The 13,884-nt window shown below is 46.2% G+C and carries 12 protein-coding genes, 6 tRNA genes and 1 riboswitch; of the genes, 15 read left to right on the forward strand and 3 right to left on the reverse strand.

All coding sequences use genetic code 11. From position 1 onward, the window contains the following. Positions 1 to 22: 22 nt before the first annotated feature. On the forward strand, positions 23 to 1,036 hold the full coding sequence (locus tag OKC24_RS06535; RefSeq protein ID WP_130146420.1) for an outer membrane protein assembly factor BamD: 1,014 nt from the start codon (positions 23 to 25) through the stop codon (positions 1,034 to 1,036). 216 nt (positions 1,037 to 1,252) lie between these two features. Continuing rightward, entirely contained in the window at positions 1,253 to 3,184 is a 1,932-nt protein-coding gene (locus tag OKC24_RS06540; RefSeq protein WP_130146422.1) for a DNA primase, read from the forward strand. Positions 3,185 to 3,406: 222 nt separating this feature from the next. On the opposite strand, the gene hemA is transcribed toward OKC24_RS06540, so the two are convergent. After that, positions 3,407 to 4,690, reverse strand: a complete 1,284-nt coding sequence (hemA, locus tag OKC24_RS06545) for a glutamyl-tRNA reductase (RefSeq protein WP_130146424.1) — start codon at positions 4,688 to 4,690, stop codon at positions 3,407 to 3,409. A gap of 78 nt (positions 4,691 to 4,768) precedes the next feature. On the opposite strand from hemA, the gene OKC24_RS06550 reads away from it, so the two are divergent. The 13 genes from OKC24_RS06550 (at position 4,769) to panD (ending at position 11,077) form a co-directional block, all read left to right on the forward strand. After that, positions 4,769 to 6,481, forward strand: a complete 1,713-nt coding sequence (locus OKC24_RS06550; protein ID WP_130146426.1) for a tetratricopeptide repeat protein — start codon at positions 4,769 to 4,771, stop codon at positions 6,479 to 6,481. Between the two features lie 9 nt (positions 6,482 to 6,490). After that, positions 6,491 to 7,072 (forward strand): lipoprotein insertase outer membrane protein LolB, encoded by a 582-nt coding sequence (gene lolB / locus OKC24_RS06555; RefSeq protein ID WP_130146428.1) that lies wholly within the window; start codon positions 6,491 to 6,493, stop codon positions 7,070 to 7,072. A 21-nt stretch (positions 7,073 to 7,093) separates the two neighbouring features. Further along, positions 7,094 to 7,921: a 4-(cytidine 5'-diphospho)-2-C-methyl-D-erythritol kinase gene (gene ispE / locus OKC24_RS06560; protein WP_265464892.1), complete on the forward strand. Its 828-nt coding sequence runs from the start codon at positions 7,094 to 7,096 to the stop codon at positions 7,919 to 7,921. Between the two features lies 1 nt (position 7,922). After that, a tRNA-Gln gene (locus OKC24_RS06565) sits at positions 7,923 to 7,997 on the forward strand. 32 nt (positions 7,998 to 8,029) lie between these two features. After that, positions 8,030 to 8,104: transfer RNA gene (locus tag OKC24_RS06570), tRNA-Gln, on the forward strand. 32 nt (positions 8,105 to 8,136) lie between these two features. Beyond that, positions 8,137 to 8,211, forward strand: a tRNA-Gln gene (locus OKC24_RS06575). Positions 8,212 to 8,243: 32 nt separating this feature from the next. After that, positions 8,244 to 8,318, forward strand: a tRNA-Gln gene (locus tag OKC24_RS06580). A 21-nt stretch (positions 8,319 to 8,339) separates the two neighbouring features. Then, positions 8,340 to 8,414: transfer RNA gene (locus OKC24_RS06585), tRNA-Gln, on the forward strand. Between the two features lie 91 nt (positions 8,415 to 8,505). Continuing rightward, positions 8,506 to 8,580 (forward strand) — tRNA-Gln (locus OKC24_RS06590). Positions 8,581 to 8,616: 36 nt separating this feature from the next. Continuing rightward, positions 8,617 to 9,570, forward strand: a complete 954-nt coding sequence (locus OKC24_RS06595; RefSeq protein WP_005011457.1) for a ribose-phosphate pyrophosphokinase — start codon at positions 8,617 to 8,619, stop codon at positions 9,568 to 9,570. A 98-nt stretch (positions 9,571 to 9,668) separates the two neighbouring features. Next, on the forward strand, positions 9,669 to 9,962 hold the full coding sequence (rplY, locus tag OKC24_RS06600) for a 50S ribosomal protein L25 (RefSeq protein ID WP_005011459.1): 294 nt from the start codon (positions 9,669 to 9,671) through the stop codon (positions 9,960 to 9,962). Between the two features lie 9 nt (positions 9,963 to 9,971). Beyond that, entirely contained in the window at positions 9,972 to 10,553 is a 582-nt protein-coding gene (pth, locus tag OKC24_RS06605; protein ID WP_005011462.1) for an aminoacyl-tRNA hydrolase, read from the forward strand. A gap of 143 nt (positions 10,554 to 10,696) precedes the next feature. Next, entirely contained in the window at positions 10,697 to 11,077 is a 381-nt protein-coding gene (gene panD, locus OKC24_RS06610; protein WP_265464893.1) for an aspartate 1-decarboxylase, read from the forward strand. Between the two features lie 56 nt (positions 11,078 to 11,133). On the opposite strand, the gene OKC24_RS06615 is transcribed toward panD, so the two are convergent. After that, positions 11,134 to 11,715, reverse strand: a complete 582-nt coding sequence (locus tag OKC24_RS06615) for a GDYXXLXY domain-containing protein (RefSeq protein WP_130146432.1) — start codon at positions 11,713 to 11,715, stop codon at positions 11,134 to 11,136. Next, positions 11,712 to 13,529: a DUF2157 domain-containing protein gene (locus tag OKC24_RS06620; RefSeq protein ID WP_131276339.1), complete on the reverse strand. Its 1,818-nt coding sequence runs from the start codon at positions 13,527 to 13,529 to the stop codon at positions 11,712 to 11,714. The genes OKC24_RS06615 and OKC24_RS06620 overlap by 4 nt, the downstream gene beginning before the upstream one ends. Positions 13,530 to 13,700: 171 nt before the next feature. Then, a riboswitch (FMN riboswitch) is annotated at positions 13,701 to 13,853 on the forward strand. The last annotated feature ends 31 nt before the right edge of the window (positions 13,854 to 13,884 follow it).

Raw genomic sequence — 13,884 nt, forward strand, 5'->3', positions numbered from 1 at the left:
CAGTATTAACAGAGGAATTTTTATGTCGCTGCCACATTATAAAAAGACAATGCTTGCTCTAACGATTGGTATTGCAGCCGCAATGTCAGGCTGCAGCAGCAATCCAAAAAAAGATGTGGTCGATACTGGTCCGCAATCCAGCGAACAGGTTTATATTGAAAAAGCAAAAAAAGCGCTTGATCGCCATCAATATACTGATGCCGCTAAACACTTGGAAGCATTGGAAACTTATTACCCGACAGGCAGCTATTCAGCGCAGGCGCAGCTGGAACTGCTTTACGTTAAATTTCAGCAAAAAGACTATGAAGCCGCTGTCACTTTGGCAGAACGCTTTATCCGCTTGAATCCGCAGCATCCAAATGTAGATTATGCGTATTATGTCCGCGGTGTTGCCAATATGGAGCAAAACTATGACGGCCTGCTGCGCTATACGTCATTAAAGCAGTCACACCGTGATGTGAGCTATTTAAAAGTGGCTTATCAGAATTTTGTAGATTTTATCCGCCGCTACCCGTCCAGCACCTATGCAGTAGACGCAGCGCAGCGCATGAAGTTTATTGGCCAGGAATTGGCTGAAAGCGAAATGAACGCCGCCCGCTTCAACATTAAGCGTAAAGCGTACCTTGCAGCTGTTGAGCGCTCATTATGGGTTATTGAACACTATCCGCAAACGCCGCAAATTCCAGAGGCTTTGGCAACGGCGGCTTACGGTTATGACAAACTCGGCGACAAAGCAACGTCTCAGCAATATATCCAAGTGCTGAAAATGAACTATCCTGAACTGGTGAAATCTGACGGCACGGTCAATATGCGCGCCGCCCGCAGTGAAGGCAGTTTCTGGAACCGTGCGACTTTAGGCGTATTTGGCAAAGAAGGCCGCACCCATTCTGAACAGGATGCAGTGAAAAACACAGACAGCGAAGAAAAGCGCAGCCTAACCAACCGCTTATCTTTTGGCTTGCTGGACCGCCCTAAAGCCGAAGCGGCTGAGATTCAGCAGCCTGTTGAATCGGATGCAGCGCAGCCAGCCGAATAAATCCGGCATTTAGGATGATTTTTCATAAAGGGCAAGTTATCATACTTGCCCTTTATCATTTCGGGCTTGGCATTCATCACCGCTTGATCCAAATGCTTAAAAAGGATACAACTGACTGATCGGCATGTCCGCCAGCTGCTGGCTTGCACTTAAATGCAATCAGCAAAAATTGACTCTTTCTATTTTCCGCAGACTTTGAAGACATATTGATACAGCATGGCGATTCCTCAGCATACCATTGATCAAATTTTAGACCGTACCGATATTGTCGATGTGATCGGTCAATTTGTGAAATTAAAAAAGACTGGGCGTACCTATTCAGGCTGCTGTCCGTTTCATCAGGAAAAGTCGCCATCTTTTCACGTATACCGCGACAAGCAGTACTTCCACTGCTTCGGCTGTCAGGCCAATGGCAATGCCATCCGTTTTTTAATGGATATCGGCAGCCGAAATTTCATTGAAGTCATGAAGGACCTTTCGAGTCAAACCGGCATTGAACTGCCAAAAGATAATTTTGACTCCAACAAATTAAAATACAAACGGGAAGCGCAGAAACCGAAAGCGCCTGCAGAATCAGCACAAACAGCACAGTCCAGCCCGGTTCGGGCAAAAACTGCGCCTGCAGCCGGCGAACAGCAGCCCTCATTTGAGCATGATCCATTTGCAGAATTTCAGCCTCAGGATGACGCCTTTTACGGCAATGACCCTTTTGCGGCCTTTGATCAGCCTGCAGCCTTTGAACAGGCCCAGCCGGACGGCAATCTGTACGACTTGCTGGAAAATATTGCGCAATTTTACGCGCATCAACTGCCGCACAGCAAAACAGCGCAGCAGTATTTTAAACAGCGCGGGCTGTCTGCGGAAACCATTGCGTATTGGCGCTTAGGCTATGCGCCAGAAGACTGGCAGCATTTAGAAAAAGCTTTTCCGCAGGATATTGAAGGCTTAAAACTGCTGGGCCTGATCCGCACCAGTGACAGCGGCCGTGATTTTGACTTGCTGCGCGACCGGGTCATTTTTCCAATCCGTGACCCGAAAGGCCGGGTGGTTGGCTTTGGCGGCCGGGCGCTGAATGACGAAATCAAACCCAAATACATTAACTCGCCAGATTCTGAAGTTTTCCATAAAAACCAGCTGCTGTATGGCTTATATGAAGGCCGAAAGCAAAAAGCCCAAGACTGGCTGATGGTGGAAGGCTATATGGATGTGATTGCCCTGCAGCAGTATGGCATTGCAGGCGCAGTTGCAACTCTGGGCACAGCAAGCAACACTGAACATCTGAATATTCTATTCAAACAAAATAACCGCATCACCATTGCCTTTGACGGTGACGCTGCCGGGCAAAAAGCCGCCCGCCGCACTTTAGAAATTGCCCTGCCGCTGCTGAATGACGGCCGTGAGCTGAAATTCTTTGTGTTGCCGAATGATCACGATCCAGATTCCTTAATCCGCCGTGAAGGCATTGAAAACTTCAGACGGCTGTTAGATACAGCGCCTTTGCTGTCTGAATTTGTCTTTGCGCATTTAACTCAAAATTTTGATGTCACCAAACCTGAAGGCAAAAGCCAAGTGATGGGTGAACTTAAACAGCTGACAGAATTGCTGCCGAAAACGGGGTCATACCGTTATCTGCTGCAGCAGTATTTCCGTGAGAAGCTCGGTTTCAGCCGTAAATGGCAGCCGCAAGTCAACAATGACGCTTCACTCAGCTTCAGCACCAAAATTGATGCTGAAGAATATGTCATAGCGATTTTAATCAATCACCCCTATCTGTACATTCATTTTGAGCCGCTGCGCGCGCTGATTTCATCCGACTTATTGCTGTTTAATATTCTGAATATTTTCAATACTATTTTTGATGATTTACCGGATGACCCTGAACTGTCCCGCTATTATGTTTTAGGCGCATGTTCAGCATATCACCATGAATTGCAGCATATTTTGGAAAATGCCAATATCAGCGATTATACGTCGTCTCCTGAACAGGCAGACAAATTGGCCGCAGATTTTTCAATCAAACTGCAATACGAATGCCTGCAGCAAAAGATCAAATCAAAGAAATTTTCCAGTCTTGCTGAAATGCGCAATCTGAAACAGAAAATTTATGAGATCAGCAAAAAAAGATCGTTGACGCTCTTAGATGAATAAGCTCAGACGGAAGCCAATACAAGCCGTCTAAGTGATACTTTTTAAAATCCGGTTTCATTCGGTTCGCCGATACAGGCGCATGCATGACAAAATCATAAAGCCCTGCAACCATAATGTATGATTGTATGCATCTAAGAAACATTAAAAATCAAGAAAAAGCCTAAACAGCTTCACTTCATCTTTATTTAAATTGACTACCATTTTTAAAACTGTTTTTTAACTTCAGCGCTTAGATTTACGGCGCTTTTCCGCAACGTCCGCCAACTCCCGCTCCAGCATTTCAAAGTAGGCCGGATCTTCAGCAGTAGCTGCATGGCGCAGCACGATCGAAGTCGGATGCAGCAGCTTGTTGCTCAAACGGTAAGAAAACTCCTGCAGCACCTGTTCTGCAGCTTCCCCTTTTTGCAAACGCTCTAAGGCCAGCGCCAGCTCTTCTTGTCTTAAACTCTCACCATGCTCTCTATAAGCATGAATTGTTGCGCCAGCCAAATTAACCTTCTGCTGAATGACCAGCTCAGTCGCCAATTGATTAACCATGACCTCGGCTTCAACTGCCGCTTGGCGGCGCTGCGCGAGGTTCTCATCAATCACGCTTTGCAGATCATCGACACCATACAGGTAGACGCCATCCAAACTTTCAACTTTCGCTTCAATATCACGTGGCACGGCTAAATCAACCAGCAGCATCTGCTTATATTTGCGTTTTTTTAACGCTGCTTTCACATCTTTAAAATAAATAACCTGATGCAAACTGCCTGTACAGCTGGAAATTACATCGGCGCGGTGCAAATTCTCCGCCAGCTGAGCAAAATCAATAATCTCAACCTCCGCGCGATGCGCAATTTCCTGCGCCAGCGCTTCTGCACGGCTGCGGGTACGGTTGCAAATAATGATTTTGCCCACGCCCATTTCCGCTAAATGCTTTGCCACCAGGCTGTTCATTTCACCGGCTGCAACCACCATAACAGTTAACTGCTCAGGCTTGCTGAAGACCTGCAAAGCCAGTTGCGCAACTGCATAGCCCATGGAAACCGCATGGCTGCCGACGGCGGTTTCTGAACGCACGCGCTTGGCTGCATAAAAAGCATATTCAAAAATTCGGTTTAAATTGGACGATACCGTTTCTGCATCTTTTGCTAAAGACAGCGCGGTTTTGACTTGGCCTAAAATTTGCGGTTCGCCCAGCATCAGTGAGTCGAGTCCGCTGGCAACCCGCATGAGATGTGTCACCGCCTGCGCGTTTTCGTAGCGGTAGACATGGTTTGACAATTGCTTTACATCAATATGATTTGCTTGGGCGAGCCAATTTAATACCATATCTGGATTATCAGACATGGCATAAACTTCTGTACGGTTACATGTAGACACCACCACCATATCACTCAGATATTCGGCATGGCTTTGCTGTGCAAGCAATGCACTTAACTTTTCAGGGTTAAATGCGATTTTTTCACGCAGCTCTACAGAAGCGGTTTGATGGTTGACACCCAATGCAAAGAAAGACATATCAGATCATCATTTCGCTAAATTTATGCTATTGTGCAACATCGGTGTCATAAAAAGCATTACTTGGATCAAGAAAAATTGCGTCAAACAAATAGCCGGCTCAGCGGCTCGACAATTAAGCAGTATTCTACCACATTCTTGCTGGTCGGTAGCATGGCTTCCAGTGCTCAAGTTCGAGCATTTGGAGAAGTTTACCACGCCAATTCAAATTATGATGCCATAAAACAAAGCATGATTGCAGAGTTTGCCCTAGCCTATGACGACATCCCGACGGCATTGCATAACTATACTGTGCTTGCTATTAAAAGCAACTCTACCTCGGTCAAGCAGCGCGCCCTGAATGTCGCGCTGGAACAAAATGATTTGCAGGCCGCTTTAGATATTGCCACGCATTGGGTGGTGCAGGAGCCGGAAGATGTTCCTGCCCTGTTTTATCTTTCGCATATTGCCTTAAAAGCGCATGAATATGATCTGGCGGCAGAAACCTTAGATAAAATTTTAAATATTGACCCGAATGCAGATTTGGAACAGATTTTAGCAGGCATTTCGCCTGAATCAGCCGATGACCGCGACTTTCTGATCAATGCATTGCAGACCAGCAAAGAGAACCGCAATCCATCCATCCTTGTGCTGATTGCCGCTTTAGAAGCGCAGAATGGACAATTGAATGATGCGCTGAATACGGTCAATCTCGCTTTAAAAAAACGCCCGAAAACAACGGGCTATATTTTAATGAAAGCCAATTTGCTCACCGCCTTAGGTGATGAAGAGGCTGCTCGTGAATGGTATGAAAAATCCAGCCGCAAGCACCGCAGCAATCTGGATGTCCGCTTAGCGGAAGCAAAGTATTTAGTCAAAATCAATGAATCTGAGCTCGCGCTGAAAAAACTGGAAGACATTATCAAAAAATGGCCCAAAGCCGAAGAAGCGCTGTTTCTAGGCGGCCTTACCAGCATTGATTTAGAGCAGTATGAAAAAGCCGAGAAATACTTGGTTGAACTGCGCTACTCTGCCCAGTATCAAAATGAAGCCTATTATTATTTAGCGGTTAATGCTGAGCGAAAACAGCATTTTGAGACGGCAAAAGCCTATTACCGCTTAGTGGATGGCAGCCTCTATACCGTGTCGCGGCGCAGCATGGTCAATATTTTTACCCAGCAAAACAAACTGCATGATGCGCTGCGCTTTTTGACGCAAGAACGCGTCAACTACCCTCAGCATGCCAGTTTTCTGTATTTAACGCAGGCAGACATCTTAAAACGCATGGACAATAAAAAAGCGGCTATGCGGCTTTTGGATGAAGCCATTAAAAACTTGCCTGATGACCCTGAGCTGATTTATGCAGAGGTTCTGATTCTAGACCCTTATCAAGAACGGGATAAGCTGGATAGGCGGCTAAACAGCCTGCTTGCGATTGAACCGAACAGCCCGACGTATCTGAATGCATATGCATATACCTTAGCCTTGCAAAACAGGCGGCTGGATGATGCGCGCAGATTTGTAGAGCATGCCTTAGAATTTGCCCCAGAGCAGGCTTCTATTTTGGATACGCTGGGCTATATCTGCTATTTGCAGAACGATTTTGTCACCTCTGCAGAAGTATTGAAAAAAGCCTACGAATTGAGTGGCAGCGTTAAAATTGGGGTGAACTATGCCCGCTCTGTGTATATGCAGGGCAACATTGCAGAATTTAGTCAAGTGTTACAACAACTCAAACAAAAACACCCGAATGATCCTCAATTGGAACAATTGAATACGTTATTGTTGCCTCAGCACATGAAAAAGAGTTAACCCTAGTTTATGCATATCCTTTCTAAATTCTGCCTGTCTGTTATTGCTGGCAGCACCTTGGCTTTAACCGGCTGCCAACAGTACATTCAGCCTCAGGAGCCGCTGCCGGCCCCTTCGGCAGAAGCACCAAATCAATTTAACCTGCAAGGCAAAATTGGCGTACGCACTCCGCAGCAGTCCGGCAGCGCCTTCTTTACCTGGGCGCAGGAACAGGATGAGTTTGATATCGAACTGAGCGGGATTTTAGGCGTAGGCAAAACCCAAATTTCCGGAAAACCCGGTGAAGTAACACTGAACAGCGCGAAAACAGGCCTGATCAGCGCGGCCTCACCTGAAGAGCTGCTGGAGCGCGCCACAGGCTGGAACGCGCCTATCACCCATCTAGTCAAATGGGTACAAGCAAAACCCGCCACTCAGCATGCGCAGCTCAACAAAGATGGCAGCGGCCGTATTGCGCAAATTCTTGAAGATGGCTGGCAAGTCGATTTAAGCTATGAAAACAGCGACCCATTGCCCAATAAACTGGTTTTAAAGCAAGCGCTTGAAACTGGCAAAGAAAACCGTATTACAATGGTCATTCAAAACCGCTAAGCCAACAAAATTTGAATTGTTATGATCCGAGTTCCCTCTCCTGCCAAACTTAACTTGTTCTTGCATATTACTGGGCGCCGTGCAGACGGTTACCATGAACTGCAAAGCATTTTTCAGCTGATTGATTTATATGACTGGCTGGAATTTACACAAACAGAATCACCGCAAATCAGCATTGATGGCTTAAACAGTGTCGATCTGGAACAAAACTTAATCTATCGCGCGGCGCAAGCGCTTTTGCCTTACGCAAAACAGCCGGGCGGCATCAATATCCGCATCGAAAAAAATATTCCAATGGGTGCCGGACTCGGCGGCGGTTCTTCAAATGCGGCCGCCACGCTGATCGTGCTGAATAAATTATGGCAATGCGGCTTAGTTACTGAACAGTTGGCAAGACTCGGACTTAAACTCGGAGCTGATGTGCCTATTTTTGTTCATGGCCGCAATGCCTGGGCGGAAGGCATTGGTGAACACTTAACATTCATAGACTTAGATCAAAAACAATACATAGTGCTGAAACCTGACTGTTTTATCAGCACTCAATTGCTTTTTTCACAAAAAACATTGACAAGAGACACGAAGCCTACTAAATTTTGCGCCTATCAGCTAACGCCGTTTAGTTTTGGAAATAACTTTGAGCCAGTGGCAAGAGGTTTATACCCTGAAGTAAACGAAGCAATGCAGTATTTAGATCAGTTCGGTACAGCAAAGCTTACAGGTACAGGTGCTTGTGTTTTTGCTGAGGTAACGGAAAATATGAATGTGAATGACATTCTGAAAAACGCGCCATGTAAATCTTACTTGGTCAACAGTTTAACAGAATCTCCATTGCGTCATTTTGAAGTTTGATAGGGGCGTCGCCAAGTGGTAAGGCACCGGGTTTTGATCTCGGCATCCGTTGGTTCGAATCCAGCCGCCCCTGCCACTAAATTCACCTGTAGATGTATGTTGTATTAAAGGGGCGTCGCCAAGTGGTAAGGCACCGGGTTTTGATCTCGGCATCCGTTGGGTCGAATCCAGCCGCCCCTGCCAGTAAATTCACCTGTAGATGTATGTGGTATTAAAGTGGCGTCGCCAAGAGGTAAGGCACCGGGTTTTGAGATCGGCATCCGTTGGTTCGAATCCAGCCGCCCCTGCCAGTAAATTCACCTGTAGATGTATGTGGTATTAAAGTGGCGTCGCCAAGAGGTAAGGCACCGGGTTTTGATCTCGGCATCCGTTGGTTCGAATCCAGCCGCCCCTGCCATTTAATACAGCACATCAATTTAGGGGCGTCGCCAAGTGGTAAGGCACCGGGTTTTGATCTCGGCATCCGTTGGTTCGAATCCAGCCGCCCCTGCCATTTTCTCAAAAAAGACAGAACATTCTTTTGTGGCTAGCCTGTTAAATCATCTTGACAAAACAGCTCAAAAATATTAAAGTTCTGCCGCATTAGGGGCGTCGCCAAGTGGTAAGGCACCGGGTTTTGATCTCGGCATCCGTTGGTTCGAATCCAGCCGCCCCTGCCATCTATTTCCATACATATCAACCGCCAAGGGTGCTTCATGCCCAATCTTGTCGTTTTTAGTGGAACCGCGCATCCACAATTCGCTCAAAAAGTCGTTAGCCACTTACATATCCCACTAGGTGCTGCTGCTGTTTCAACCTTTTCTGATGGTGAAATTGCTGTAGAAATCACTGAGAATGTGCGTGGTAAAGACGTATTTGTTGTACAGCCTACTTGTGCCCCGACTAATGATAACCTAATGGAAATCTTAGTTATGGCAGACGCGCTTCGCCGCGCAAGTGCAGGCCGTATCACTGCCGTTATTCCTTACTTCGGTTATGCCCGTCAAGACCGTCGTCCTCGTTCATCACGTGTTCCTATTACCGCTAAAGTTGTTGCAGACATGCTGACTACTGTAGGTATTGACCGTGTTGTAATGATTGATCTGCACGCAGACCAAATCCAAGGCTTCTTCGATATCCCTGTAGACAACATCTACGGTACGCCAGCATTGCTTGCTGATTTACGCCAACAGTCTCATGACAACTTAATGGTTGTTTCTCCAGACGTAGGCGGTGTAGTCCGCGCTCGTGCAGTTGCGAAGCAAATGGGCGATATTGATCTTGCAATCATTGATAAACGCCGTCAAAAAGCGAATGAATCACAAGTGATGCATTTGATTGGCGATGTGAAAGGCCGTGACTGCGTTATTGTCGATGACATGGTTGATACAGCGGGTACTTTATGTAAAGCTGCTGACGCGCTGAAAACATTTGGCGCGCGCCGTGTTGTTGCCTATGCAACTCACCCTGTTTTATCAGGCAAAGCGATCGAGAACTTGAAAAACTCAGTGATTGATGAATTGGTTGTGACTGATACCATTCCGCTTTCTGAAGAAGCTCAAGCACTCGGCAAGATTCGCCAAGTTTCAGTAGCAAGCATGGTTGCTGAAACAATTCGTCGTATTAACAACGAAGAATCTATTAGCGCAATGTTTGATTCTTATCTATAATATAGCGCTAAATTTTCAAAACCCTGCTCTTAGCAGGGTTTTCTATCGCTGAACTGGTCGAAAGTTCAGCTCAATTAAACTTAAATAGGATGTCTATCATGGCAAACTTCGTATTAAACGCAGCAGCACGTGAAGAAGCAGTTCAAGGGAAAGGTTCGAGCCGCCGCCTTCGCCTGCAAAGCAAAGTACCAGCAATCATCTACGGTTCAGGCGAACCTGTTGCTGTAACTTTAGAACTTCGTGAGCTTGTTAAAGCTTTAGAAAACAACGCATTCTTTGAAGAAGTTGTAGAAATCAAAGTTGGCGACAAAACTGAAAGCGTTAAAATCAAAGCGTTACAGCGTCACCCAGCTAAAAACACGCCTATGCACGCTGACTTTGTTCGCGCATAAGTGTAATTAGTGTCAAATATTTCACTGATTGTCGGTTTGGGCAACCCTGGTAAAGAGTATGCCCAAACCCGCCATAATGCAGGCTTCTGGTTTGTAGAACGCCTTGCAGAGCAATATGGCATAAATTTAAAAGCTGACCCGAAATTCAATGGAATCAGCGGGCGCGGCAATATAGAAGGCCATGACGTTCGTCTGTTGTTGCCTACAACATTTATGAACCTCTCCGGTAAAAGTGTTGTCCCCTTCGCAAAATTCTACAATATCTCTCCTGAAACCATGCTCATCGCACATGATGAACTGGATATGAACCCCGGCATTATCCGCCTAAAAACTGGCGGCGGTCACGGCGGTCACAACGGTTTGCGTGACATCGTTCCGCACACGGGTCCAAATTTCCACCGTTTACGCATTGGAATAGGCCACCCCGGTTCTAAAGAACGTGTCTCAGGACATGTTTTAAGCAAAGCGCCAAGCAGCGAACAAGATTTAATGGACGATGCAATCAGCCATGCTTTAGCCCGCATCAATATGCTGGTAAATGGTGAAATTCAGCCTGCCATGAATCAAATCAATGCTTACAAACCAAACTGATAAGTCAATAAATTGTTGAACCATGCTGCTTGCCATGCTGCCATTTTAAAGGCAAAATGCGCTTGCCTGATTGCTGATCCAGCAAGTTCAGTTTGATTCAACCACAAGATGAAAATCTTAGGTCCACTAAGGAGACGCTAGCCATGCTATCTCGTTTATTAAAAGCTAAAATTCACCGTTGCGTCGTTACACAAGCAGAATTACATTATGAAGGTTCTTGTGCAATTGACGGCATTTTATTGGATTTAGCCGGTATCCGCGAATATGAAAAAATTCACATGTGGAACGTGACTAATGGTAAGCGTTTCAGCACGTATGCGATTCGCGGTGAAGAAGGTTCCGGCATCATTTCAGTCAATGGCGGTGCAGCGCATCAAGCAGATGTTGGCGATTTAATGATTATTGCCACATTTGGTGATTTTACAGAAGCCGAAGCAAATGCGCATAAGCCGCGCTTGGTGTATGCAAATCCAAACAATACTGTGAACCACACTGCGAACTGTATTCCTGTTCAAGTTGCGTAATACCCGAATTCTTTAAAAAAGCCCGCATGAATGCGGGTTTTTTTAAACTCAAAATTTTAGTTGTGACTGCCCTGCCACCAGTCATTTTGCTGTTCGCAATTCAGCGCTTTCAAGTTTTCACCCACCAAATTCACCAGCAGCGGCTGCCCGTTTTCACGCACTTTCAACTCAGCAAATTGCGCATTGCGATAGCATGGCTCCAAACCTTCTGCAAATAGAAAGCTGCGGGCTGCCGGATACAGCCCTTCAAAGGTATTGTGAGGATTCCGCAGCACTAATTTTGCAGATGCACCGGGATAGTCATTCAGCAGCTGCGGATCAAAGCGGGTCTGAATGACTCTGCGCTGCGCATCAAGCTGTACATAGCTTAAGATGCTGGATTGATTATAAAAATACGCTTTTTCCGCATCGGATGGTAAATGATCTTCTATCAATTCCATCGCAGGCGGCTGCTCAGCCAGATACAGCTCATAATTCAGCGCCATATAATCCCCTTGTAAAATCGAGCGGGGGTCAACAGGCTTGAGTTTCACATAAATGCTGCCGCTGTGCGCCAAATGCCATTCATGCCGGCCAATCATAATCAGAAAGAGCGCAATACTGAATGCCGCCAGCCATAATGGAATCATTTTCTTCATGGTGCAGCTCCCTGCAGTTTCACAGCTGAAGATTTCATCAGCAGCTGAGCCATAGCCAGCAGCAGCGCGCCAGACACAAGAATGCTCAGACTTTTCAGCAGAAAGCTCAAGTCCAAATTGTAATACAGCAGCCATAACATCAAGATCAGCAGAACAATAGTCAGCCCCTGCACCAGCCGCTGTTGATACGCGACAGCCCATGACAGGAATACCAGCAGCAGGAAAATTTCAAAATAGCCCATCAAGATCAGGGTGAAGCCTAAAGCCCCCGCCAGCCACTTTTCCAAACCGGCATCATGCTGATCTGAGAGCCCGATATACAGACAGAGCCATAACAGTGGCAGACCGTAGACAATCGTATTCTGCACCGCCGGACTGAATGAAAAATCCAAGTGCATAAAATTACTCAGCAGCGTTTGCAACACTGCCGCGGCCCATACAATAAACAGCATCCAGAGTGAAAATGTCTGGCGGTACATGGATTTTAGCCACCAAATTCCTGTACACAGCAGGCCAATCAACAGCAGGCCGTTTAGGATCATTATACTGAAAAACAAATGCTCATCCGCACGGAACAGATTCCCCCTGCCCAAAGTCGCAATACTCAATCCGTAACAGGCCGCCAGCTGAATCAGCACAATCAGCCAATGCATGCGGCTAAGCATGCACAACAGCGTAAAACCCAGCTGAATCAACAAAATAAGGGTAAAGCTATCTGTCAGCATTTGCGTGTGCACCAATACAGCGACTTGCCCGCATAACCACAAGCAATAAGCAAATTGCCGGGCGAATACACAGGAAACACGGCGGATCATCCACCAAGCGAGGGCAACAAAGGCCAGCCCCATCAAAATTGAAAACGTTTGCCAATACGTCAACAGCAAAGAGGCCAAAATAATGCCTGCAAACCAAGCGCCGATCGCCAGAGGGATCACGGCAAATTGAGTGTTAGGCAGCATTTTTATCAGCAGCAAGCTGATCACCGCAAACCAGGCAAAAATCAGTAAAGCCAGCACCAGCAAGCCGGCAATAGAATCATCCAGCAGATGTTCGGCAAAATGGAAGATTAAAATGCTGACACTGGCCGCCAGCCCGGCTGCCTGCAAACTGGTTTCTAAAGATAATCGCTGTTTATAAAAATACCCGCATAGGCAAAGCGGCAAAAGAATCGAAAGCGCCAGATACGGCCATTGATACGGTGCTTGGCCGCTGCAGAAATTAAACATGCAATACGCTGATATCGCCGCAATAAACGCAATAAAAACAAAACGCAAAGCTGGATAAAACTTTAAACAAAACGCGGCGCTTAGCGCTGTAAGCACATTCATGCCGAACAAATACAGCAGCTCCTTCTGCTCAAAAAGAAAATTTTGTTTAAAAAATAGAGACAGCGCCAGCTGGCTTACTGCACAAAACAGCGTGAATACGCCAATATTAGGCCGATAAAGCCATGGCAAAAGCAGCACAGCCCAGATTAAAAACAGCAAATAGCTGTCTGCGCCTGTCTGATACACTTGCCCAATGACCGCCATGCTCATCCCCAGCATTAACCCGCTGATGCAGTCTAAACTCTGCCGAATCCAGCTGTGTGCTGTAAAATAAATGCTGGACAAGGCGCTGCACAGCAGCAGAGTCATCGGAATAGCCAACTGCAGATATTTTGGAATCATCAGCCAATTCGCGGCGATTAAATACACGATGCTGGCCGCAATCAGTGACAGTCCAATAACCTGTAAATATTGAATGACTTGGGCTTTGCAAAATAAGCGCGGAGAAAATTCATTTTTGGGTGCTGAAAATTCGGAATCAGTCATTTTTATGATTATTTATCCGTTTTAAAGATCTTTTGGCAAGATAGCACGCTTTTGCGGATTTAATAAAAAAGCTTACAAATCAAATTATCTGTTTTGCTTATCTTAAATTTTGCAATGATTCACGATAAAAAATCCCCCATTAAAGACTGAAACAGGCATATACTCATTGCACATCGCTTCAGGGCGGGGTGCAATTCCCCACCGGTGGTAAGTTCAGCAATTGATCATGACTGAATCAGCCCACGAGCCTATCGCTTAACCGCGATTCGCAGATTTGGTGAAATACCAAAGCCGACGGTATAGTCCGGATGAAAGAAGACGACGTTAAAAGTTTCAATTACAGCCTCGGCTGCAA

It is taken from the genome of Acinetobacter entericus (genome assembly GCF_026168575.1).
GTDB lineage: Bacteria > Pseudomonadota > Gammaproteobacteria > Pseudomonadales > Moraxellaceae > Acinetobacter > Acinetobacter bouvetii.

Coding starts and splice junctions, on each gene's coding strand:
- OKC24_RS06535 (WP_130146420.1), top strand. CDS start 23: ATGTCGCTGCCACATTATAAAAAGACAATGCTTGCTCTAACGATTGGT.
- OKC24_RS06540 (WP_130146422.1), top strand. CDS start 1,253: ATGGCGATTCCTCAGCATACCATTGATCAAATTTTAGACCGTACCGAT.
- hemA (WP_130146424.1), bottom strand. CDS start 4,690: ATGTCTTTCTTTGCATTGGGTGTCAACCATCAAACCGCTTCTGTAGAG.
- lolB (WP_130146428.1), top strand. CDS start 6,491: ATGCATATCCTTTCTAAATTCTGCCTGTCTGTTATTGCTGGCAGCACC.
- ispE (WP_265464892.1), top strand. CDS start 7,094: ATGATCCGAGTTCCCTCTCCTGCCAAACTTAACTTGTTCTTGCATATT.
- OKC24_RS06595 (WP_005011457.1), top strand. CDS start 8,617: ATGCCCAATCTTGTCGTTTTTAGTGGAACCGCGCATCCACAATTCGCT.
- rplY (WP_005011459.1), top strand. CDS start 9,669: ATGGCAAACTTCGTATTAAACGCAGCAGCACGTGAAGAAGCAGTTCAA.
- panD (WP_265464893.1), top strand. CDS start 10,697: ATGCTATCTCGTTTATTAAAAGCTAAAATTCACCGTTGCGTCGTTACA.
- OKC24_RS06615 (WP_130146432.1), bottom strand. CDS start 11,715: ATGAAGAAAATGATTCCATTATGGCTGGCGGCATTCAGTATTGCGCTC.
- OKC24_RS06620 (WP_131276339.1), bottom strand. CDS start 13,529: ATGACTGATTCCGAATTTTCAGCACCCAAAAATGAATTTTCTCCGCGC.